General features: G+C 61.4%; 18 protein-coding genes. 6 read left to right on the top strand and 12 right to left on the bottom strand.

All coding sequences use genetic code 11. The annotated features are described in order from the left end of the window. The 6 genes from phoU to WB650_RS21185 all read right to left on the bottom strand — a co-directional run. Positions 1 to 554 (bottom strand): phosphate signaling complex protein PhoU (phoU, locus tag WB650_RS21210; RefSeq protein WP_423961942.1); only part of this gene is annotated, 554 nt, incomplete at its 3' end. Between the two features lie 16 nt (positions 555 to 570). Further along, complete coding sequence (gene pstB, locus WB650_RS21205) at positions 571 to 1332, bottom strand: phosphate ABC transporter ATP-binding protein PstB (RefSeq protein ID WP_422307833.1); 762 nt, start codon at positions 1330 to 1332, stop codon at positions 571 to 573. 2 nt (positions 1333 to 1334) lie between these two features. Continuing rightward, positions 1335 to 2213 (bottom strand): phosphate ABC transporter permease PstA, encoded by an 879-nt coding sequence (pstA, locus tag WB650_RS21200; protein ID WP_422307831.1) that lies wholly within the window; start codon positions 2211 to 2213, stop codon positions 1335 to 1337. Further along, complete coding sequence (pstC, locus tag WB650_RS21195) at positions 2213 to 3190, bottom strand: phosphate ABC transporter permease subunit PstC (RefSeq protein WP_423961939.1); 978 nt, start codon at positions 3188 to 3190, stop codon at positions 2213 to 2215. The genes pstA and pstC overlap by 1 nt, the downstream gene beginning before the upstream one ends. 259 nt (positions 3191 to 3449) lie before the next feature. Then, positions 3450 to 4769 carry a serine--tRNA ligase gene (gene serS, locus WB650_RS21190; RefSeq protein ID WP_422307827.1) on the bottom strand — a complete coding sequence of 440 codons (1320 nt, stop codon included), beginning with the start codon at positions 4767 to 4769 and terminating at the stop codon, positions 3450 to 3452. Further along, complete coding sequence (locus tag WB650_RS21185; protein ID WP_422307865.1) at positions 4770 to 5171, bottom strand: YraN family protein; 402 nt, start codon at positions 5169 to 5171, stop codon at positions 4770 to 4772. Positions 5172 to 5450: 279 nt separating this feature from the next. On the opposite strand from WB650_RS21185, the gene gatC reads away from it, so the two are divergent. The 3 genes from gatC to gatB are packed head-to-tail and all read left to right on the top strand — an operon-like array spanning position 5451 to position 8670. Next, complete coding sequence (gene gatC / locus WB650_RS21180; protein ID WP_422307825.1) at positions 5451 to 5747, top strand: Asp-tRNA(Asn)/Glu-tRNA(Gln) amidotransferase subunit GatC; 297 nt, start codon at positions 5451 to 5453, stop codon at positions 5745 to 5747. A gap of 12 nt (positions 5748 to 5759) precedes the next feature. Next, on the top strand, positions 5760 to 7220 hold the full coding sequence (gene gatA / locus WB650_RS21175) for an Asp-tRNA(Asn)/Glu-tRNA(Gln) amidotransferase subunit GatA (RefSeq protein ID WP_422307823.1): 1461 nt from the start codon (positions 5760 to 5762) through the stop codon (positions 7218 to 7220). Between the two features lie 13 nt (positions 7221 to 7233). Further along, complete coding sequence (gatB, locus tag WB650_RS21170; protein WP_423961936.1) at positions 7234 to 8670, top strand: Asp-tRNA(Asn)/Glu-tRNA(Gln) amidotransferase subunit GatB; 1437 nt, start codon at positions 7234 to 7236, stop codon at positions 8668 to 8670. Positions 8671 to 8822: 152 nt separating this feature from the next. Here the strand turns inward: gatB and WB650_RS21165 are convergent, their stop codons facing one another. From WB650_RS21165 to WB650_RS21155, 3 genes are all read right to left on the bottom strand, one after another. Beyond that, positions 8823 to 9941, bottom strand: a complete 1119-nt coding sequence (locus WB650_RS21165; RefSeq protein ID WP_422307819.1) for an amidohydrolase family protein — start codon at positions 9939 to 9941, stop codon at positions 8823 to 8825. Between the two features lie 35 nt (positions 9942 to 9976). Then, positions 9977 to 11020 carry a zinc-dependent alcohol dehydrogenase gene (locus WB650_RS21160; RefSeq protein WP_423961935.1) on the bottom strand — a complete coding sequence of 348 codons (1044 nt, stop codon included), beginning with the start codon at positions 11018 to 11020 and terminating at the stop codon, positions 9977 to 9979. A 65-nt stretch (positions 11021 to 11085) separates the two neighbouring features. Next, positions 11086 to 12420, bottom strand: a complete 1335-nt coding sequence (locus WB650_RS21155; protein WP_423961933.1) for a citrate/2-methylcitrate synthase — start codon at positions 12418 to 12420, stop codon at positions 11086 to 11088. A 108-nt stretch (positions 12421 to 12528) separates the two neighbouring features. Between WB650_RS21155 and WB650_RS21150 the strand changes: the two genes are divergently transcribed. Both WB650_RS21150 and WB650_RS21145 read left to right on the top strand, forming a co-directional pair. Next, positions 12529 to 13323, top strand: coding sequence for a class I SAM-dependent methyltransferase (locus WB650_RS21150; protein WP_422307813.1), 795 nt, complete (start codon positions 12529 to 12531; stop codon positions 13321 to 13323). A 63-nt stretch (positions 13324 to 13386) separates the two neighbouring features. Further along, positions 13387 to 14457 (top strand): LLM class flavin-dependent oxidoreductase, encoded by a 1071-nt coding sequence (locus WB650_RS21145; protein ID WP_423961930.1) that lies wholly within the window; start codon positions 13387 to 13389, stop codon positions 14455 to 14457. A gap of 13 nt (positions 14458 to 14470) precedes the next feature. Here the strand turns inward: WB650_RS21145 and WB650_RS21140 are convergent, their stop codons facing one another. Genes WB650_RS21140 through WB650_RS21130 form a run of 3 tightly spaced genes read right to left on the bottom strand, consistent with a single transcriptional unit; the run spans position 14471 to position 18785 of the window. Then, positions 14471 to 15997, bottom strand: a complete 1527-nt coding sequence (locus WB650_RS21140) for a metallopeptidase TldD-related protein (RefSeq protein WP_422304922.1) — start codon at positions 15995 to 15997, stop codon at positions 14471 to 14473. Then, on the bottom strand, positions 15997 to 17577 hold the full coding sequence (locus WB650_RS21135; RefSeq protein ID WP_422304924.1) for a TldD/PmbA family protein: 1581 nt from the start codon (positions 17575 to 17577) through the stop codon (positions 15997 to 15999). The genes WB650_RS21140 and WB650_RS21135 overlap by 1 nt, the downstream gene beginning before the upstream one ends. Before the next feature lie 11 nt (positions 17578 to 17588). Then, positions 17589 to 18785: a CaiB/BaiF CoA transferase family protein gene (locus tag WB650_RS21130; protein ID WP_423961928.1), complete on the bottom strand. Its 1197-nt coding sequence runs from the start codon at positions 18783 to 18785 to the stop codon at positions 17589 to 17591. Positions 18786 to 18907: 122 nt separating this feature from the next. Between WB650_RS21130 and WB650_RS21125 the strand changes: the two genes are divergently transcribed. Continuing rightward, the coding region (locus WB650_RS21125; RefSeq protein ID WP_423961927.1) for an AAA family ATPase at positions 18908 to 19202 on the top strand (295 nt) is incomplete at its 3' end.

Below are 19202 nucleotides of genomic sequence, written 5' to 3'. Positions count from 1 at the left end.
ATCGTATGCGGATCCTCCGCCATGTAACTCAGCAGCTCGCGATAGACCTGGTAGTTGAGCAGGTCGACCTCGTCATCGCGCGCGATCACCTGGTCGGCCAGGTCGGTGTCATCGCGCATGAACGCATCGATACTGTCCTTGACCATCGACTGCGCTATCTCTGCCATTCGGGGCAAGTCGATATAGGGCTTCAGCTGCGGAACTTCGTTGAGTTCGAGCGATCGCTCGCAGATATTGACCGCGTTGTCGCCTATTCGTTCCAGGTCGGTCGTGATCTTCAGTCCCGTGGTGATAAAGCGCAGGTCGCTGGCGGTCGGCTGATGCAGCGCGAGGAGCCGGATGCACTGCTCGTCGTTGTCATTGTCCATCCGATTAACTTCTTCGTCGCGCTGGATAACTTCGCGCGCGTGATCGCTGTCGCGATTTACCAGCGCGTCGACCGCCTCCGCGATTTGACGCTCGACCAGCCCGCCCATCTTGAGCAGACCGGCGCGCAAGCCGCGCAAATCCTCTTCGTACTGCCTATTGGTATGCTGCGGCTGGGTGTTATCCATCTACTGTTCCCCGAGATCAGCCGAATCGCCCGGTGATATAGTCCTCAGTCTCACGCTTGGTGGGGTTCGTGAAGATCTGCTTGGTCTCGCCGTACTCGATCAAATCGCCGGTGTACATGAAGGCAGTCTTGTCGGAGCAGCGTGCTGCTTGCTGCATGTTGTGTGTCACGATGACGATAGTGTACGCCGACTTCAATTCAAGCAATAGTTCTTCGATTCGCGCGGTCGAGATCGGATCGAGCGCCGAGCACGGCTCATCCATCAGCAGCACCTCGGGCTGAACCGCGAGAGCGCGCGCGACGCACAGGCGCTGCTGTTGCCCGCCCGACAAACTGCCGCCGGGACGTCGCAGGCGATCCTTCACCTCTTCCCAAAGCGCCGCCTGGCGCAGGCTTTTCTCGATTATGGCGTCGCGCTCGCCGCGGCCGACCTGTACCCCATTCAGGGTCAGCCCCGCAGCGACGTTGTCCTCGATCGACATGGTTGGAAACGGCGTCGGCTTCTGAAACACCATCCCGATCCGCCGCCGCACCTGCACCGGATCGACCTCGTCGTCGTAAATGTTATTCCCGTCGAGCAGCACTTCGCCGGTCGCGGTCGCCCCGGGCACCACCTCGTGCATCCGGTTCAGACATCGCACCAGCGTCGACTTGCCGCATCCCGACGGCCCGATAATCGCGGCGATACGATCTTCCTCGAACGACAGGCTGACGTCTTTGAGCGCGCGATTCTTGTGAAAGTACGCGTTGAGATTTTTGACGACCAGCTTTTCTGGCATGGCTACCTTGGCGCTTTCGCCGCCCCACCCGTCACCCATCGCACGCCCAACTCGAGCGCAAGGATAATCGCCGTCAACACCAGCGCACCCGCCCACGCCTGCCGCTGCCAATCGGCGAACGGCGAAATCGCGTAAGTGTAAACCTGCACCGTGAGCGTGTTTATCGGATGGAACAGCGAGGTCGACCAGAAGCGATTGCCGAACGCCGTGAACAGGAGCGGCGCCGTCTCGCCCGACACTCGCGCGACCGCCAGAATCACACCGGTGGTGATTCCCGACAACGCAGTGCGCGCCACCACCGACAGCATCGTGCGCCAATTCGGAACGCCCAGGGCCAGGGAAGCCTCGCGCAATTCGGGCGGCACCAGCAGCACCATCTCTTCAGTGGTGCGCGTGACCAGGGGAATCATGATCGCTGCGAGCGCGACCGAACCGGCCAGCGTCGAGAAGCCGCCGAACGGCCTCACTATAACTGCATAGGCAAAAATTCCGACCACAATCGACGGCACGCCCATCAGCACGTCCGCCGAGAACCGTATCCAGTTGGTAAACTGGCTCGCACGATTAGCCGCGAGATAAAGTCCCGCACCCACTCCTATCGGCACTCCGATCAGGCACGCAATACCAACCACTTCCAACGTCCCGACGATCGCGTTCGCCATCCCACCGCCCGATTCTCCAACCGGTGCCGGCATATGCGTGAAGAAGGCCCAGTTGAGACTCGCGAATCCCTTGGTCAGCAGATATCCGAGCACGAGGAACAGCGGGATCAGCGTCACGATTGTTGCGCCGACCGTCACCGCCATCATCGCGTCGCTCTTGAACTTGCGATAGCGATAGCTGGTCTCGCCATGCAGCCCGGTGAGAACTCCCGCCGCCACTACTTTCCCGCCTCCTGGTAGCGTCGCCGTTGCACGCCGAGCACCAGAGCGCGCGCCACGACGTTGAGCACGATTCCGAGAATCAGCAGCACCAGTCCAAGTTCGATCAGTGCTGCGACGTAGAGGTCGGAGGTGGCTTCCGCGAATTCATTGGCGATCACGCTGGCCAGTGTTGCCGCCGGCTTGAACAGCGATGCGGAAATGTCGGCCGAGTTGCCGATCACCATCGCGACTGCGATGGTCTCGCCGAGCGCGCGCCCCAATCCTAAGATGATCGCGCCGATCACGCCGGTCATGCCGTAAGGGATAACCGCCGTCTTAACCATCTCCCACTTGGTCGCGCCGAGCGCGAGCGCCGCTTCACGCTGCGTATGCGGCACGACGCGAAAGACGTCGGTGCAGACCGACGAGATATACGGGATGATCATGATCGCGAGGATCACACCCGCCGACAGCATCCCCACGGCCACTTTGGGTCCCTGAAAAAACGGCAGCCAGCCGAAGTAGTGCCCCAGTGGCGGCTCGACGTAATCGCGAATCCATGGGCCCATCACGAACACGGCCCACAGGCCGTACACGACGCTCGGAATCGCAGCGAGCAGATCGACCAGGAATCCCAGGCGATGGCTCAGCCAGTCGGGCGCCATCTCGCTGAGGCATAGCGCGACGCCCAGGCTCAGCGGCACGGCGATCGCCAGCGCGATAAACGACGAAACGAAAGTCCCGTAAATAAACGGCAGCGCGCCGTATTTGTCGTTGACAGGATCCCATTCGGTGCTGATGAAGAAATGTAGTCCGAACGCACGAATCGCGGGGAAGCTGTCGGCAATCAGCGCGAGCGCAAGTCCGGCCAGCAACGCGAGAATCAGCAATGCGAGAATGAAGGTGGCGGTGTTGAAGACTCGATCGCCGAACAGACGGACGTGTACGGGCGCTCTCGCGGTCTCGCGCCGAACCGCCGGAATGCTATCGGCCATCGAACTTTCTAATTCGGACAATCGATCTCTTCCTACAGAATTTCTTATCTGACTCATTCGAAACCGGCACACACGAGCAGCCGGATCCGTCATCGCCCTGCAAATCATACGCATCAATTGTTTCGGGAATGTTACGAAGGCTGAAAATCGCAGTGAACCCGCGAATTTAAGGCGAAATCATAATAAAACGCGCTCTTGATACTAAGGTGCAGGGATTATCCCTGCCCAAGGAAGCGTGAAACCCAGGAGGGGTTTCACATTAGACTTTGCGTATTCTCTCCATCCCGTTCATGTACGGACGCAAAACTTCGGGAATCGTCACGCTGCCATCTTCATTCTGATAATTCTCGAGTACCGCGATCATCGTCCGCGGCAGCGCCAGCCCCGATCCATTCAACGTATGCACCAGCTCGGGCTTGCCGCCCTTCGTCCTGAATCGGATCTTCGCGCGACGCGCCTGGAAGTCGGTGCAATTGGAAACCGAGCTGACCTCGAGCCACTCGCCGCATCCCGGCGCCCACATCTCGAGATCATAAGTTACCGCGCTCGCGAAACTCAGATCGGCCGTGCACAGCTCGACCACCCGAAACGGAATTTTCAGCCGCCGGCAAATCTCGGCGGCATCGTTCACCATCTTGTGAAACTCGTCGTCGGATGCTTCCGGACGCACCAGCTTGACCATCTCGACCTTGTCGAACTGATGCCCACGCTTGATCCCGCGAACGTCGCGCCCGGCCGACATCTTCTCGCGCCGAAAGCATGGAGTGTACGCAGTCATGTAGACAGGCAGACTGCTCTCGTCGAGCGTCTCATCGCGATGCAGACTCGTGAGCGGAACCTCAGCCGTCGGGATAAACCAGAAGTCGTCCTCGTCGTCGTGATACATGGTGTCCGCGTTTTTCGGCAGGTGGCCCGTGCTGGTCGCGGTCTCGCGACTCACCATCAGCGGCGGAATTATTTCGAGATAGCCCTGCTCTCGAATCTTGACGTCGAGCATCCACGTAATCAGCGCGCGCTGCAGCCGCGCACCCGCTCCGCTCAAAACATAGAAGCGCGTCCCTGAAAGTTTCACCCCGCGATTGAAATCAATGATTCCAAGATTTTCACCAAGCTCCCAATGCGGCAGCGGTTTGAAGGAGGTGAACTCGGTCGGCGTCCCCTCGGTCTTGATAACGCGGTTGTCAGCCTCGCTCGCGCCGACGACCACATACGGCCGCGGAATATTCGGCAGCGTAAGCGCCAGCTGCTCGACCTGTTTCTCAGCGGCATTGAGTTCCGTCCCGAGCATCAACAGCGGATTACTGGCCTCGACCGCTTCGCCCTTCGCAAGCTTCTCTTCATCAGCTTCTTCGGTGCGAATCTTCGCGATCTCAGCCGCACGCTTTTCAGGCGGCAACTTGCCGACTTCCCGCGAGCGCCGCTTGCGATCGGCTCGAAGTTGGTCGACCTCAGCCTGCAGCTTCCGCCGCTTCTGATCGGCCTCGAGCAGCCGGTCCACCTCAGCAGGCTCAACCCCGCGCTTGGCCAGTTCGGCCTTTACGAAATCGGGCCGTTCACGAATCAGCTTGATATCCAGCATTCAGAATGCGTTCCTCAAAAGTTCAATCTCCAGCCGCTTGCCCGACGCGTCAACTGCGACGATGTCGAAGCGCATCGTAACGTCATCCGCGCGATAGCGGGTCGCAAAAATTTCCGCCGCGCGCCGTATCTGCTTCTGTTTGCGCTCATCGACGGCTTCTTCCGGCGTGCCAGCCTCAAGGCTCCGCCGCGTCTTCACCTCGACGAACACGAGGGCCTCGCCGTCCATCGCAACAATATCGATTTCCGCCCCCGCCGCCCGAAAATTCCTCGCGACGATCCGATACCCACTGCGCCTGAGATACTTCTCCGCAGCCCGCTCGCCACGCCGCCCCAGCGGAAGCTGCACTCGTAACGAATCCAGCCAAGCCGCAGCTCTAGCCAGCGCCCCGCGCGCATTCATCTTATCCAACGCGCCCCCATTCTCGCGAGGCTAGAAGGCCGCACCAGCCGCCGCAAGCGATCCGCCCTCCCGGCAACCTAACCCCTAACCCCTTCCCGAGCGGGAAGGGAACCGGATCGTCGGAACGCGCAGCGACCTCCTCTCCTATCACTGGGTGCAGGGGGTCACCGCTGCCGAAAGGAAGCGTGAAACCCACCGCGAGTTTCCATTAAATAAAGTGATCTCCCCTTCCACGTCCCTGACATCGATCGCCCGTAATGTTACGATTTCCGCTGAATCATGGCTGAAACAAAAATAACCCTCGAACAGGTGCGCCACGTCGCGCTCCTCGCGCGCCTCGAACTGTCGCCCGCGGACGAAAATCGTCTGCGCGCCGATATGGACGAGATGCTTGCCTACGTTGATAAACTCAACGAACTCGACACCAAAGATGTCGCGCCGACCACGCAGGTCGGTGAAGCTGGCACACCGATGCGCGACGACGAGGTGACGAATCGCCCGAACGCCGAGGCGATGCTGGCGAATGCGCCGTCGCGCGATCGCAACTACTTCAAAGTACCGAAAATAATCGAGTAGAAATTTTTCCGCATGGCATCGGAACTGAACAAACTCACAATCGCCGACGCATCGGCGAAACTTCGCGCGCGCGAGATCACCGCGACGCAACTCACCCGCGAATGCCTCGATCGAATCGCCGCGGCCGAGCCCAAGCTGCACGCGTTTCTCACGGTGACCGAGAAAGAAGCGCTCGAGCAGGCGCGCGCGGCAGACGCACGCCTCGCCGCAGGAAACGCGCCTGCGCTGTGCGGGATTCCACTCGGCATCAAGGATATCTACGCGACCAAGGGCGTTCGCACGACGTGCGCGTCGCGAATTCTGGAAAATTTCGTCCCGCCCTTCGACGCGACGGTGATCGAGCGACTGCGCGCGGAGGGCGCAATCTTCGTCGGCAAGACCAACATGGACGAATTTGCGATGGGCTCGTCCACCGAAAATTCTGCGTTCGGCGCGACCACCAATCCGCACGACATCGCGCGCGTCGCCGGCGGCTCGTCGGGCGGATCGGCCGCTGCGGTCGCAGCGCACGAATGCCTAGGGGCGCTCGGCACTGACACCGGCGGATCGATTCGCGAGCCGGCGTCGTTTTGCGGCGTAATCGGAATCAAGCCGACTTACAGCCGCGTCAGCCGCTTCGGCGTCATCGCATTCGCGTCGTCACTCGACCAGGTCGGTCCGTTCACGAAATCGGTGCGCGACGCTGCAATCCTGCTGCGCACTCTGGCCGGCAAGGACGTTCGCGACTCTACCTGCTCGGCACGTCCGGTGCCCGACTATGAAAACGCCCTAACCGGCGACGTCAAGGGACTTCGCATCGGAGTGCCGCGCGAATATTTCGTCGAGGGGATGCAACCGGAAGTCGAAAAGGCGGTCCGCTCCGCGCTCAAAAGCTACGAATCGCTCGGCGCGTCGACGGTCGAAATTTCCCTGCCGCATACTGGTTATGCGATCGCGGCCTATTACCTGCTCGCAACCGCGGAGGCGAGTGCGAATCTCGCCCGCTACGACGGCATTCGCTACGGCCTGCGCGTCAACGCCGAGGACAATATCGCGCTCTACGAAACGACGCGCGCGCAGGGCTTCGGCCCCGAGGTCAAGCGGCGAATAATGCTCGGCACCTTCGCGCTCTCCGCTGGCTACTACGACGCCTACTATCTGAAGGCGCAAAAGGTGCGCACTCTGATTCGTAAAGACTTCGAGCGTGCGTTCAAGAAGTGCGATCTGATCGTCACTCCCGTCGCGCCCACAACTGCCTTCAAAATCGGCGAGAAGATGAACGATCCGCTCACGATGTACCTGTCTGACATCTTCACCATCTCAGTAAACCTGGCTGGGCTGCCCGGAATGGCGATGCCGTGCGGCCACGACGCCAACAACCTTCCGATCGGCATGCAACTGATCGCGCCGCCATTCGCCGAGGAAACAATCCTGCGCGCGGGTGACGCATTCGAGCGCACGGGAGCATTCAAACCGCGGCCACCGGCGGTCTAAACGGACAACTTCGATGACTCGTGAAGCATACGAAGCGGTGATTGGGCTCGAAGTCCATACTCATCTATTGACGCGCTCGAAACTTTTCTGCGGATGCTCGACGACGTTCGGCGCGGGCCCAAACGAAAACGTGTGCCCCATCTGCATGGGGATGCCCGGCGTGTTGCCGGTCCTCAATCGCCGCGCGGTCGAACTAGCTATTCGAACGGGACTCGCCGCGCATTGTACTATCGCACCCTACTCTATTTTCGATCGCAAAAGTTACTTCTATCCCGACCTGCCCAAGGGTTATCAGATTAGCCAGTACGAAACCCCAGTTTGCAAAGGCGGATACATAGATCTGCCCCCGACTGAGAATGGCGACACGCGCCGAGTCAGGCTCACGCGAATCCATATCGAGGAAGACGCGGGCAAGAATATCCACGCCGAAAGCGCCAGCCTGGTCGATTTCAACCGATCGGGCGTACCGTTGATCGAGATCGTCAGCGAGCCGGACCTCCGCTCCGCAGAAGACGCCGGCGCGTACTTGCGCCAACTGCGCGCGATTCTTCGGTACGTCGACGCGTCCGACGGCAAGATGGAAGAAGGCAGCTTCCGATGCGATTGCAACGTCTCGATCCGCAAGCGCGGCGCAACCGAGTACGGCGTCCGAACTGAGATTAAGAACCTCAACTCGTTCCGCTTCGTCGAAGACGCAATTGAGTATGAGGTCGATCGTCAAATAGCTATTGTCGAATCGGGCGGCAAAGTCGCGCAGGAAACTCATCTGTGGGATCCCGCGCGCAAGGAAACGCGCCCGATGCGCTCGAAAGAGTATGCGAATGACTATCGCTATTTCCCCGAGCCCGACCTCCCGCCGCTGATTGTGCCGGCCGAGATGGTCGAGCTCGTGCGTGCGTCGATGCCCGAACTGCCCGCCGACCGAAAAGCCCGCTACGTGCGCGAGGGCCTTACCGAATACGAAGCCGGCGTGCTGATCGCCGATCGCGATGTCGCCGACTACTTCGAAGCGACGCTGCCGGGACTCAAGAATCGCAAGAGCGCCGCGAACTGGGTGATGACCGAAGTGCTGCGCGCCGCCCGCGACTCCAACAAGCCGTTCGTCGAAGCAGTGCCGCCGGCGTCAGAGGTAGGCGCGCTGCTGACGATGGTCGAAGCGCAGAAGATAAGTCTCAACGCCGCGAAGACCGCGTTCGCAGCGATGGTAAAATCCGGCAAAGGCGCGGAGGTAACAATCACTGAGCTAGGCCTCGCGCAAGTATCCGACGAAAGCGCGATCGCATCAGCCGTCGACAAGGTACTGGCTGCCGAGCCCGAGAAGCTCGCCGAATATCGCGCCGGTCGCGACAAGCTATTCGGTTTCTTCGTCGGCGCGGTAATGAAGTCGATGGGCGGAAAAGCAAACCCGAAAGTGATCAACGACATCCTGCGCTCAAAACTCTCCAGCTAACGTATTACTTCGGAACGTACACTTTGTAGGTGACGCCGCCAGGGCCGGGTTCGCCCTATCATAGGCGTCACGATGCCACCAACGGATCTTGTCGGTCCCGAATTGGAATAGCTAGTCGTTCAGTTGACGCAACGGGTACCCTTCATCCTTACTCAGTTGAAGTTGAAGGCTCTGGTCGCGTTGTCCCACAGGATCTTCTTCTTGCTCGAGTGCGGTATCGATTGTTTCAGTACTGCATCGATACCCCATGGGAAGGTTCCGTCCGGATGCGGATAGTCAGTGTCCCAGAGGAAGTTGTTATCGCCAACTATATCCAGAGCGGCTTTCATGGTGGGTTCGTCGCCGCGGAAGGCTACGAAAAAGTTACTTTTGAAATACTCAGTCGGGCGTTTGCTCAAGTACTCGTGCTCCGAGTTGCCGCTGAAATCCCAATGCTGTTCCATTCGCTGCAGCCAGTAGGGAACCCATCCGCCGTCGGCTTCGACCTGCACTACGCGGAGTTTCGGAAACTTCTCGATAACGCCATACCAGATGAGACCTGCCATCGCGGCCATCGCCTCGAACGGATGCGACAGGATGTGTCCAGTGACGTGAGTGTCCATCCGATCGCCGAACGACTCGACCGACGCGGAGCCGGAATCGTGTGTGGAGATCGGGCGTCCGAGTTTCTCGACCTCGGCCCAGAGCGGCAGATAGTCGTCATGGAAAATCGCCCGGCCGCGGACCGGATTCGGTCGCACGTAAAAGCTGATTGCGCCGTTTTTCGCCGCGCGATGGGCTTCCTTGATCGATTCGCTCACGTCCTGCATGGGTAAAATCGCCGCCCACTTCACGCGGTCCCTGGTCTTCGAGCAATAGTCGGCGCTCCAATCGTTGTACGCGCGGCAGCATGCTGCGAGCAGTTGCGGATCGCGGAACTCGCGGCCCAGCATTTGCCCGGCCGCGGTCGGATAGACAATCTGGACGTCGACGCCCTGCTCATCCATGTCGAGGATGCGGCTCTCAGGGCTGAAGCCCAACTTGGCAGCGCGCTCGAAACGTTTCATAGCTTTGCGGACGGCGTCGAGGAAGCCGGGCGCCGCCATCGGATACTTGCCCTTTTCGCGGGTGAACGGTTCGCCTTCGACCAGGAATGTGCGGCGACCAGACTCGGGCGCAATACCCATTTTGGGCGCCGAAGATTTGTAGCGGTCGTCAATGTAGCGCTCGAATACGTAATCGGGTTCCATCAAATGAGTATCTACATCGGCGATTTTGAATCCATCTTTCATCGTATTTCTCCGAATACTAGCCGATTAGCTAATAGCTAATCGCTGGGAATAATCAGTGCCTTTACTCCGCGGCGCTCGCGCAGGAGGTCGAATGCTTCGAGGCCGTGCGAAATAGAATAGCGATGCGTTACCATCGGACGTAAGTCGACCGCGCCGCTCGATACCATCGCGATTGCGCGGCGCCAGGTTTCCGGAGTGCGGATGCGGGAGTTGATGATTGTCACGCCGTGAAAGAATAAGGCGCGTAACTCTGCCGACTTTAGATCGCGCGCCGGCCATCCGACTTCGACCAGTTGGCCACCGCGACGCAGCAATTCGCGCGGTGAGTCGATCGCACCTGCCGCGTCGAAGACCACATCCGCGCCGTCGGGCGGAAGCAGCGCGCGCGCTTGATCGATCCAGTCGCGATCGCCGGTCGAGACGGTGCGGAAACCCATGGTGCGCGCGAGCGCGAGACGATCCGCGTCTACTGCGAGACCGGTCATTACTATTGATGTGACCCCGAGAGCACGCGCGGCCAGCGCGATGCTGAGTCCAATCGGGCCGGGACCTTCTACGACTGCGCTGTCGCCGGCCTTTAGACACGACTGTTCGACGGCATGAAGGCCGGTACCGAAGGGCTCGAGCAGCGCGGCCTGCTCGATGTTCATCGTGCTCGGGACGAGGTGCGCGTTTCCGATCGGCGCGACGGTGAACTCGGCGAATGCACCGGAAAGCGTCGTCGGCGTCGCGCACAGGTGGAAACGGCCGGCGCTGCACGGACCGCATCGACCGCAATGCCCGAACGGATCGAGCGCGACGCGATCACCGACTTTGAAATTTGTGACGTGCGCTCCGACTTCGATGACTTCGCCCGCGGGCTCGTGGCCGAGAATCACGGGGAGCCGCGCGACCATCCGTTCGGCGCCGAGTTCCCAATCGACGATATGCAGATCGGAACCGCATACGCCGCACGCTCCGACGCGCACCAGCAGCGTCGACTCGCGAGGCGCGGGCATCGGAGCGTCGATCAATTCGGCGCCGGGCGCTGGACGAGTCTTTGCGATCGCTTTAATTGCCGAACCTCTCAGTACCTTCAATACGCCGACGCGCCGGTCGGCGTCAAAGAAAATGTGCGTGCAGAAAATCCGCGGGGATGGAAATCCTACTCCCAGTGGCGCAGCGGAGCACCGCGATAGCGCATGCGCGGACGGATCAGTCGATTGTCGGAGTATTGCTCGAGGGCGTGCGCGATCCATCCGGAGGCGCGGCCGATGGCGAAGATCGCAGCGGGCATGGCGCGCGGAAAACCGAGCATGCGAACGCACACGGTCAGGTAGAAGTCGAGATTCGGACGCAGGCGTTCGCGTTTCGATACCGCGCCTTCGACTCTGAACGCAGTCTCGAACAGGCGGCGGCCGCGGCGCTTGGCGATCGATTGCGCGACTTGCCGCAGCAGTGCTGCGCGTGGATCGCCGTCGGGATAGATGGCGTGGCCGAAGCCGGGCGGCAGGCGATGGTCGCGCGTGAAAACCGCCAGGCACTCGTCGACGCGCGCGCCCGATTCGAGCTCGGCGAACATCGCCTCGATTCGATCGCACGCGCCGCCATGAATAGGGCCGCTCAGCGAGCACAACGCCGAGAGCACCGACGCGAACAGATCGGCGCCGGTGCTCGCGACCACGCGCGCGGCGAAGGTCGAGGCGTTGAGCTCGTGCTCCGCGCACGCGTTCAGCACGCGGTTAAGCGCCTCGACTTCCCAGTCGCTGGCGGTCGAGCCTGGGACCCATCCGAGCAGGCGTCCCGCCATGCCGGGCCCGCCGGGCATTCCTGGAGCGGGAGGCTGCGCGAGTGCGAGCGGGAGCTGGCTGATGATCAGCTTGGCGCGATCGATGCGCGTGCGCGGCGGCTGGCGCCGATCCCACGCGGCGAGACTCGGCATCAAGGCCGCGAGCCGCAGCAACGGCGGCGCGTCGTCACCGACAGCTGCGAGCGCCTCGGCCACCGACGGCGGCATCTGCGCGCCGTGTATTTCGGCACGCAGCGCGGCGATTTCCTCGGCGACCGGGCGATCGCCACTCCACAGCAGCAGGCATACTTCCTCGAACGACGCGTGCGCGACAATTTCCTCGATCGGATAGCCGCGGTAGGCGAGCTTGCCCTCGTTGATCGAGCTGACCGCCGACTCCGCGACGATGACTCCCGGCGCGCCGTCGTCGATGCTCTTGGGTTGCGCGACTGTGACCCACGTCGATGCGGCCGGCAGGCTCCGCCCGCGGCGGCCGCGCTCGGTGGAAACGACCCCGCGCAACGCCTCGATGTCGGCGCGTCGATAGAGCGCCTGGCGGCCAACCTTGCGGCGATAACTCTTGAGCCAGCCGCGGCTGACGTAGGCGTAAAGGGTGCCGAGCTTGACGCCGAGCTGATCGGCCGCCTCGTTGGCGGTCATCATGCCTGCGCGTTCGGAATTGCCGGCCCGTTCGGAATCGCGAATCGCCACTATCAGAATCTCGCCATGCGCGAAGGGGCGACGTCAAGTGGTATCGATTCAACTTGCATCAAGATAGAGCCAGTTATATACAGTCAAGCTCACTGGAGGAAACGGCCCATGACTTCAGCGGAAGTGCGATTCAAGGAGTTGCGAGCGGACTTCGGCAAGACGGCGAGCGACTACGGACGTCATCGCGCAGGCTTCCCCGACGACTTCTTCGAGCGCCTGGCGGCGTTGGGAATCCTGAAAGCGGGAATGCGCGTGCTCGACTTGGGAACCGGGACGGGAACCATCGCGCGCGGACTCGCGCTGCGCGGTTGCGAGGTTACAGGACTAGATCGATCCGCGCCGCTGATGGAGCAAGCTGCCGAGCTGGATCGAGCCGCGGGCGTCGTCGTGAAGTACGTCAATGCCGCCGCGGAGGACACCGGATTACCCGCGACGGAGTTCGATCTCGTGACCGCTGGCCAGTGTTGGCATTGGTTTGACCGTCCGCGCGCGGCGTTGGAAGCGCGACGCGTCTTGAAGTCGGACGGCAAGTTGGTGATCGCGCATTTCGATTGGATCCCCCTCCCGGACAACATGGTCGAGGCAACCGAGAAGCTGATCGAGAAACACAATCCCAAATGGAAGTTCGGCGGCGGACTTGGAATTTATCCGCAATGGCCTCGCGACATGGCGGTCGCGGGCTTCAAGAATGTCGAGACGTTTTCGTTCGACCTCGACTCAATTTACACGCACGAAGCTTGGCGCGGACGGATTCGCGCGAGCGCGGGAGTCGGCGCGAGCCTTGCGCCAGAAGCAGTTGCGGCATTCGACGACGAGTTGCGCGCGATGCTGGCGGAGCGCTGGCCCGAAGATCCGATGCGCGTGATGCATCGCGTGTTCGCGGCAATCGGCACTGCGCCGTAGCTCGCTTTGACGGATCGCGGGGAAGGTCGGCTATAGTCACGTCCTAAAGAGAGGGAGCTGACTATGGATTTTGGAACACTGATATTCACCAAGCCGGAGCGCGCAATCACGGACGTCAAGTACGCCGAGGATCGCGGCTTCAGTCACGCGTGGATTCCCGACTCGCACATGATCTGGGGCGACACCTACGCGTGCATGGCGCTCGCCGCCGTCAACACGAAGAAGATCAAGCTCGGAACGGGCGTGGCGATCGCCTCGAACCGGATCGCGCCGGTGACGGTTCATTCGATCGCGACGATCAACCAACTCGCACCGGGGCGCGTGATTCTGGGATTCGGCACGGGGCATACGGGGCGGCGCGTGATGGGATTGCCGCCGGTCAAGCAGGCAGAGTTCCGGGAGCAGGTGCGCGTAATCCGCGATCTGCTAAACGACGGCGAAGCGACCTACAACACCGAAGGACTCAGCCGAAAAATTCGGTATCTGCATCGTGATCGCCGCTTCATCAACCTCGACGACAAGATTCCGCTGTACGTGGCGGCCAACGGGCCCAAGACTTTGGCGCTCGCGGGCGAATTTGGCGATGGCGCGATCACGACCGGAGTAACCGACGCTGATCGAGTCGTCGCGGTACGAAAAAGTCTCGAAGCGGGCGCGTCGAGGGCCGGGCGAAGTGCGGACAAGATGCCGGTCGTATCGCTCACTCACCTTTGCGTGCTCAGGCCGGGCGAGAAACTCGACTCGCCGCGCGTGAAGGCGATGACTGGACATTGGGTGATGGCGAGTTTTCATGCGATCGCGGCGGGCTACGCGCGCGCCGGTTATCTGCCCGAAGCGGTCGCCGAGGTCTACAAGGCATACGAGGAGTACGTCGCGAAAATGAAGACGCCAGCGGCCGAGCGCTACCTCGAATTGCATATCGGGCATTGCACTTACGTCGCGCCGCTCGAGCAGAAGTACGTGACTCCCGACACGATCGCGGCGACGACGATGATCGGTTCGAAGGAGGAGCTGGTCGAACGGCTGCGAGCGATGGAGCGCGCCGGTCTGTCGCAGGTGTTCATCAATCCGCCGATGGACGGCTACAACGATTGCATCGACGAAATTTCGCGCGACGTGATCGCGCGGATGTAACTCAGGTTCGCGACTAGCTGGTCGGCGCAACTTCAACCAACGCGATCGGGCCGGCGGCGATCGCAGGAACGTAGTAAGCCTCTGGCGATCCCCACACAGTCGCCGGCCGCGGCCGCGATCCAACCGCGAGCGGATGCTCGAAGACCTGCGCGATGTTCGCGTTGATGCGCAAACAGTTGGGGGCCAGCGGCTCGGCGAGTTTGCCGTCGCGAATCAGGTACGAATCGCCGGTGACGGTGCAGGTGAAATCTCCCGCGCGCTGGCCGTTAATCGGATAGGTGTACCAGATGCGCCCGACGTAGATTCCGTCGCCGACCGCGTGTACCAGTTCGCGGTCGGTGACTCCGCCGCGCGCGCGCATCACGACGTTAGTGCCGGCCGAACCGGGACTCGCGTCGAAGCGCCTGCCTCCACCTTCGCCGACGCGGTAGCCGCTCAGCGGAGGAAAGTCGAGCTTCGCGGGGGCGTTCGGCCCCAGCTTCTCGGCGCGATGCTCGTCGGTAAGCATGCGATGCGTGTCGTAGAAATTCGAGAGCAAGCCGATCAGCTTGCCACCGCGGATCAATTCAACACGGCGCGTGGGAATTCCTTCGCAGGTGATTCGACGGCGAATCGCGCCCGCGCCTAACGCCGGATCGTCGACCAGGCTCAGGCGGGAATCCATCACAGGCGCGCCGAATTTTGCGTGATAGGCCGAACTGGCGGCGTGAAACGCGCCGGTCGTGAGCGATCCCATCACCATGTAGTTGAGAATCTCGGCGATTGGCTGCGGTCCCAGCACTACGCGAAATTCTCCCGCTGCTGGCCGGGCGCCGTGCGAGAGAGCGAGCGCGCGGCGAACGGCGTCGCGGCCGATCACGCGAGCGTCGCGGCGCATCGCAGCCGTGGAATCGCCGAGCGTGGTGGCGGTGCCCTTGGCGTCGAGCGATTCGATGATCGACGTGACGGACGCGTTGAAGTGCGCGCTTTCGTCGGTGCGAACTTCCGCAAAATTCGAATTGAAGATCGCAATTCGATCGCGAATCACCGACACATCGCCACCAATGATCAGGCCGGGATGTTCAACTCGCAGGTTCTCCGGACGTTTCGCGAATGCGGCAAGCGCGCCGTCCAGCACCTCCCACGCGGCGGCCGCAATGGCGCTGTCCCCTACTCTCGCGAGATTGCTTTTTTTGGACGTTGCAGGCTTGCGTCCGAGTGCGACGGCCGGGAAGCCGGAAAAATGCGGATCAACGACGGCGGCGCTGCGCGCTCGGCGGAGCGCGTCACGGATCGAGTCGGAGGTGAAGTCTCCCGCTTCGGATGCGGCGCCGACTTCGTGCGGGTCACGACTCATCGTAATTCGCAACTGAAATCCTTCGGCATGCAGCGACTTGAATTCCTCGAGGCCGCGGCTAGGGATGTCGGAAGTGTATGCCAGGCGTGCAATTCGATGCTCCGAGGTCGCGCAGTAAACCTCGTAGCTCGCGAGGTCGCTCTCGCGCGCGAGAATCCGCGCAGCTTCGCAAATGAACGACTTGAGTTCCGCGAGCGATCGCATCAGTTGCCTGCCAGGCGCGCACGCGATCGCAGTGTCGGCCCGCCGTTGGACATCCGCTTGACCTGCATCGGCTGACCCTTGCCGCAAGTCGGAATCGCGATAAGCCGCAAGTCGTTGCCGACCGCGTCGACATTGGTGAAGAAGCTCTTCGAGTCAGCGATCACACTGCCGGATCGATACAGGCGTCCGACTCGTCCGTGATCAATCTCGTAAACGCGGCGCGCGGAGATGCGAAAATTTTCACGTGACTCAGAGATCGAAGGAATCTGATGGCCGCAGACGTAGTAACCGTGCTCGACGTCGGCGATGATGTTTTCGGGTGGCGTTTCGCCGGGCAGAAAAAACGTGTTGGACATCCTGATCAGCGGCACGTGCCATCCTTCGCTCGCACGCGCCGAGCCGTTGGGCTCCGCCCCGAGCACGGCGGCGGTTGCGCGCGAATTCAGAAACCCGCTGAATATGCCGCGATCGACGTGCATCACGCGACGGCCGCGGGTGCCTTCGTGGTCGTAGCGATAATGGCCGTATCCGTCGAGACTCGGATCCGAGCATGCGGATAGCAGCGACGACGCAACCTGCTTGCCCAATTGGTTGTCGGTGAGCGATCGCAGAAACCAGCTGCGACCTGCGTATGCCGCTTCCATCTTGAGCGCACGATCAGCTTCGCACGGATGGCCGATCACCTCGTGCGAGACGAGCGCATTGAAATGCGGGTCGGTAACCACCACCACTTCGCCGTCGGGCGGTTTGAGGACAGGAGCCGCGGCAAGCTCGCGCGCTTCGGTAGCAAGATTCACGCAGAATTTCGCGAGCGAAGGATTCGGCATCAGCTCGCCGCGCCATCCGTCGCTTAAGCACTCGAGCCCACGTTGCTGGCCAATCGAGTCGTAACTTTCCTGATGGCCGTCACCGATTTGCGCGACAACGTAGCAATCGCCCTGCGAAAACGCATATGCCTGCGAGATGATGGTTCCAGCGGTGTCGATGAAAATCTCACGGCGCAGCTCGGTCATCGCGGCAACGACCTGGAATGCAATCGCATCGCCGAGCGCGGCTACCTCGTGCGACGCGTCCAGCGAAATTTTCTTGAGCTCGTCGGTCGAGAGCGATCGTGGATCGCGATTGAAGGTAGCGTCGACGTCGTCGCGAATTTTTTCGCGCGACGGAATCGGCGCAACGATCAGGCCTTTCGCCGCATAGCCGAGCTGCGCGATGAGTTCGGACTTTTTGCGGGCGCTGAACCGCGCGCGATCGTAAGCCTCGCCCAACCCGCGCCGGAGCTCGGCAACTAATTTCGTCTGACGTCCCGCGAGCGCGCCGATCTCCGCGCCGGTTTGACCGTGACCGACCGGACCCGCCTGGTCCGCGACGTGAACCGAGACAAAATAGGCGGTATTCTCGCTCTCAGAGCCGTCGCGAGGCTCGCCGTTCACCGCCGCGCCGGATCGATTAAAGACCACCTCGAAGCGAAGATCGGCGTACACAACGCCCCGCTTCGATCGTGCGAAGCGCGCGAGGATGCCCTCGCCCTCGCGGCGCAGGTACTCGATCGCTTCGAAAAGATCGCCGCGCCCGATCAAGTGGGCCGCATCTAGATGATGCCCTCGCGCTTCAGTTCTTCGAGCTGGCCTGCGCCGAGGCCGAGCAACTCACCATAGACGTCGGCGTTGTGCTGGCCGAGCAACGGCGCGGCTGTTACGTCGACCGGCGAATCTTCGAGACGCACCGGACATCCCGGCATCGTGAAGTCGCCGCGGTCGGGGTGCTTGATCGTAACGATCATGCCGCGCTCCTTGAGGTGCGGATCGTTCAGCAGCTCGACGCTGTCGAGCACCGCGCCGCACGGAACGCCCGCCTCGCCCAGGATGCGCATCACCTCAAACTTGGTGTGACGCCCGGTCCATTCGTTGATGAGCGCGGTCAGCGCCTCAACATTTTTCGCCCGTTCCCGTCCGACGAAACGTTCGTCGCTCACTATCTCGGGATGGCCGATCACTTCGCAGAGGCTTACGAACATCTCGGGCGAAGTGCACAGGATGTAGCAATAATCGTTGTCGCCGCCGGGCGCGCATTGGTAGATGTCGCCGGGACCTCCGCCGCCGACGCGGTTGCCGCTGCGCGGCGTGGGCTTATGCGTGATGTAGGTGCCCATCATCGGGACCCGCACGAAGTTCAGCACCGCTTCTTGCATCGCGACTTCGACCTTCTGTCCCTTGCCGGTGCGCTCGCGCTGTATGTATGCCGCGAGTACGCCGACCGCCGCATGCATGCCGGTGCCGGTGTCCCCGATTGTAGGTCCCGGCTTCAAGGGCGGCGACCCGGGAAATCCCGTGAGTGCCATCGCGCCGCCGGACGCTTGCGCAATCATGTCGAAGCTTTTGTACTTACTGTACGGCCCGTGCGTGCCGAAGCCTTTGATGGTCAGGTAAATGAGCCGCGGATTTATTTCGCGCAGGCGATCGTAGCCGAGGCCGAGACTCTCGAGCGTGCCCAGCGAGAAATTTTCCGTGAGCATATCGACCTGCTTGACCAGGTCGATGAACATCGCGCGGCCCTTCTCGCTCTTGAGGTTGAGCGTGATGCCGCGTTTGTTGGCGTTTAGCAGAATGAAGTAGTAGGAATCGACGCCCTGCTTTTCGGTCAGCAGCCAGCGGCCCTGCTCGCCCATCTTTGGCGACTCGACTTTGATGACGTCGGCGCCCAGCCACGCAAGCATCTCGGTGCACGAAGTGCCCGCCTCGAACTGCGTCATGTCCAGAACTTTGACCCCAGCCAGAGCTTTTTCCATTGCGATCCTCCTGCCGCTTGCAACTACCTGATCTAGCGCCAGCAGCGGAGCGGCGGCAAGCCTCGCACGCTGCATGGGGTTAAGTCTTCAGCCGCGGTCTGGTAGATCATGATGAACAGGCCATGGCAGACACCGTATTATCGAAGCTCGCAAAAATCCGCGAAGAACTGAACCGGATGTTCCTCGAACGCATCGATCTGATCGATGGCGCAATCGTGGCGATGCTGTCGGCGAATCACGTGCTGATAATCGGGCCGCCGGGGACAGCGAAGTCGATGCTGGCCGACGAACTGTGCCGGCGAATCGAAGGGGCGAATTATTTTCAGTGGCTGCTGACGAAGTTCAGCACGCCGGAGGAAATCTTCGGCGCGGTCAGCCTGAAGGGACTCGAGGAAGACGACTACCGGCGCGTCACGA

It is taken from the genome of Binatus sp. (SeqCode) (genome assembly GCF_049584895.1).
In the GTDB taxonomy this organism is placed as follows: domain Bacteria; phylum Desulfobacterota; class Binatia; order Binatales; family Binataceae; genus Binatus.
The sequence above is the reverse complement of the archived record's forward strand: the minus strand, read 5'-3'. Positions and strand labels throughout refer to the sequence as shown.

What these genes read in the sequence shown, in the direction of transcription:
- WB650_RS21130 (WP_423961928.1), bottom strand. Translation starts at nt 18,785, where the DNA reads ATGGAAAAAGCTCTGGCTGGGGTCAAAGTTCTGGACATGACGCAGTTC.
- pstB (WP_422307833.1), bottom strand. Translation starts at nt 1,332, where the DNA reads ATGCCAGAAAAGCTGGTCGTCAAAAATCTCAACGCGTACTTTCACAAG.
- WB650_RS21165 (WP_422307819.1), bottom strand. Translation starts at nt 9,941, where the DNA reads ATGAAAGATGGATTCAAAATCGCCGATGTAGATACTCATTTGATGGAA.
- pstC (WP_423961939.1), bottom strand. Translation starts at nt 3,190, where the DNA reads ATGGCCGATAGCATTCCGGCGGTTCGGCGCGAGACCGCGAGAGCGCCC.
- serS (WP_422307827.1), bottom strand. Translation starts at nt 4,769, where the DNA reads ATGCTGGATATCAAGCTGATTCGTGAACGGCCCGATTTCGTAAAGGCC.
- gatB (WP_423961936.1), top strand. Translation starts at nt 7,234, where the DNA reads ATGACTCGTGAAGCATACGAAGCGGTGATTGGGCTCGAAGTCCATACT.
- WB650_RS21145 (WP_423961930.1), top strand. Translation starts at nt 13,387, where the DNA reads ATGGATTTTGGAACACTGATATTCACCAAGCCGGAGCGCGCAATCACG.
- WB650_RS21185 (WP_422307865.1), bottom strand. Translation starts at nt 5,171, where the DNA reads ATGAATGCGCGCGGGGCGCTGGCTAGAGCTGCGGCTTGGCTGGATTCG.
- gatA (WP_422307823.1), top strand. Translation starts at nt 5,760, where the DNA reads ATGGCATCGGAACTGAACAAACTCACAATCGCCGACGCATCGGCGAAA.
- gatC (WP_422307825.1), top strand. Translation starts at nt 5,451, where the DNA reads ATGGCTGAAACAAAAATAACCCTCGAACAGGTGCGCCACGTCGCGCTC.
- WB650_RS21140 (WP_422304922.1), bottom strand. Translation starts at nt 15,997, where the DNA reads ATGCGATCGCTCGCGGAACTCAAGTCGTTCATTTGCGAAGCTGCGCGG.
- WB650_RS21150 (WP_422307813.1), top strand. Translation starts at nt 12,529, where the DNA reads ATGACTTCAGCGGAAGTGCGATTCAAGGAGTTGCGAGCGGACTTCGGC.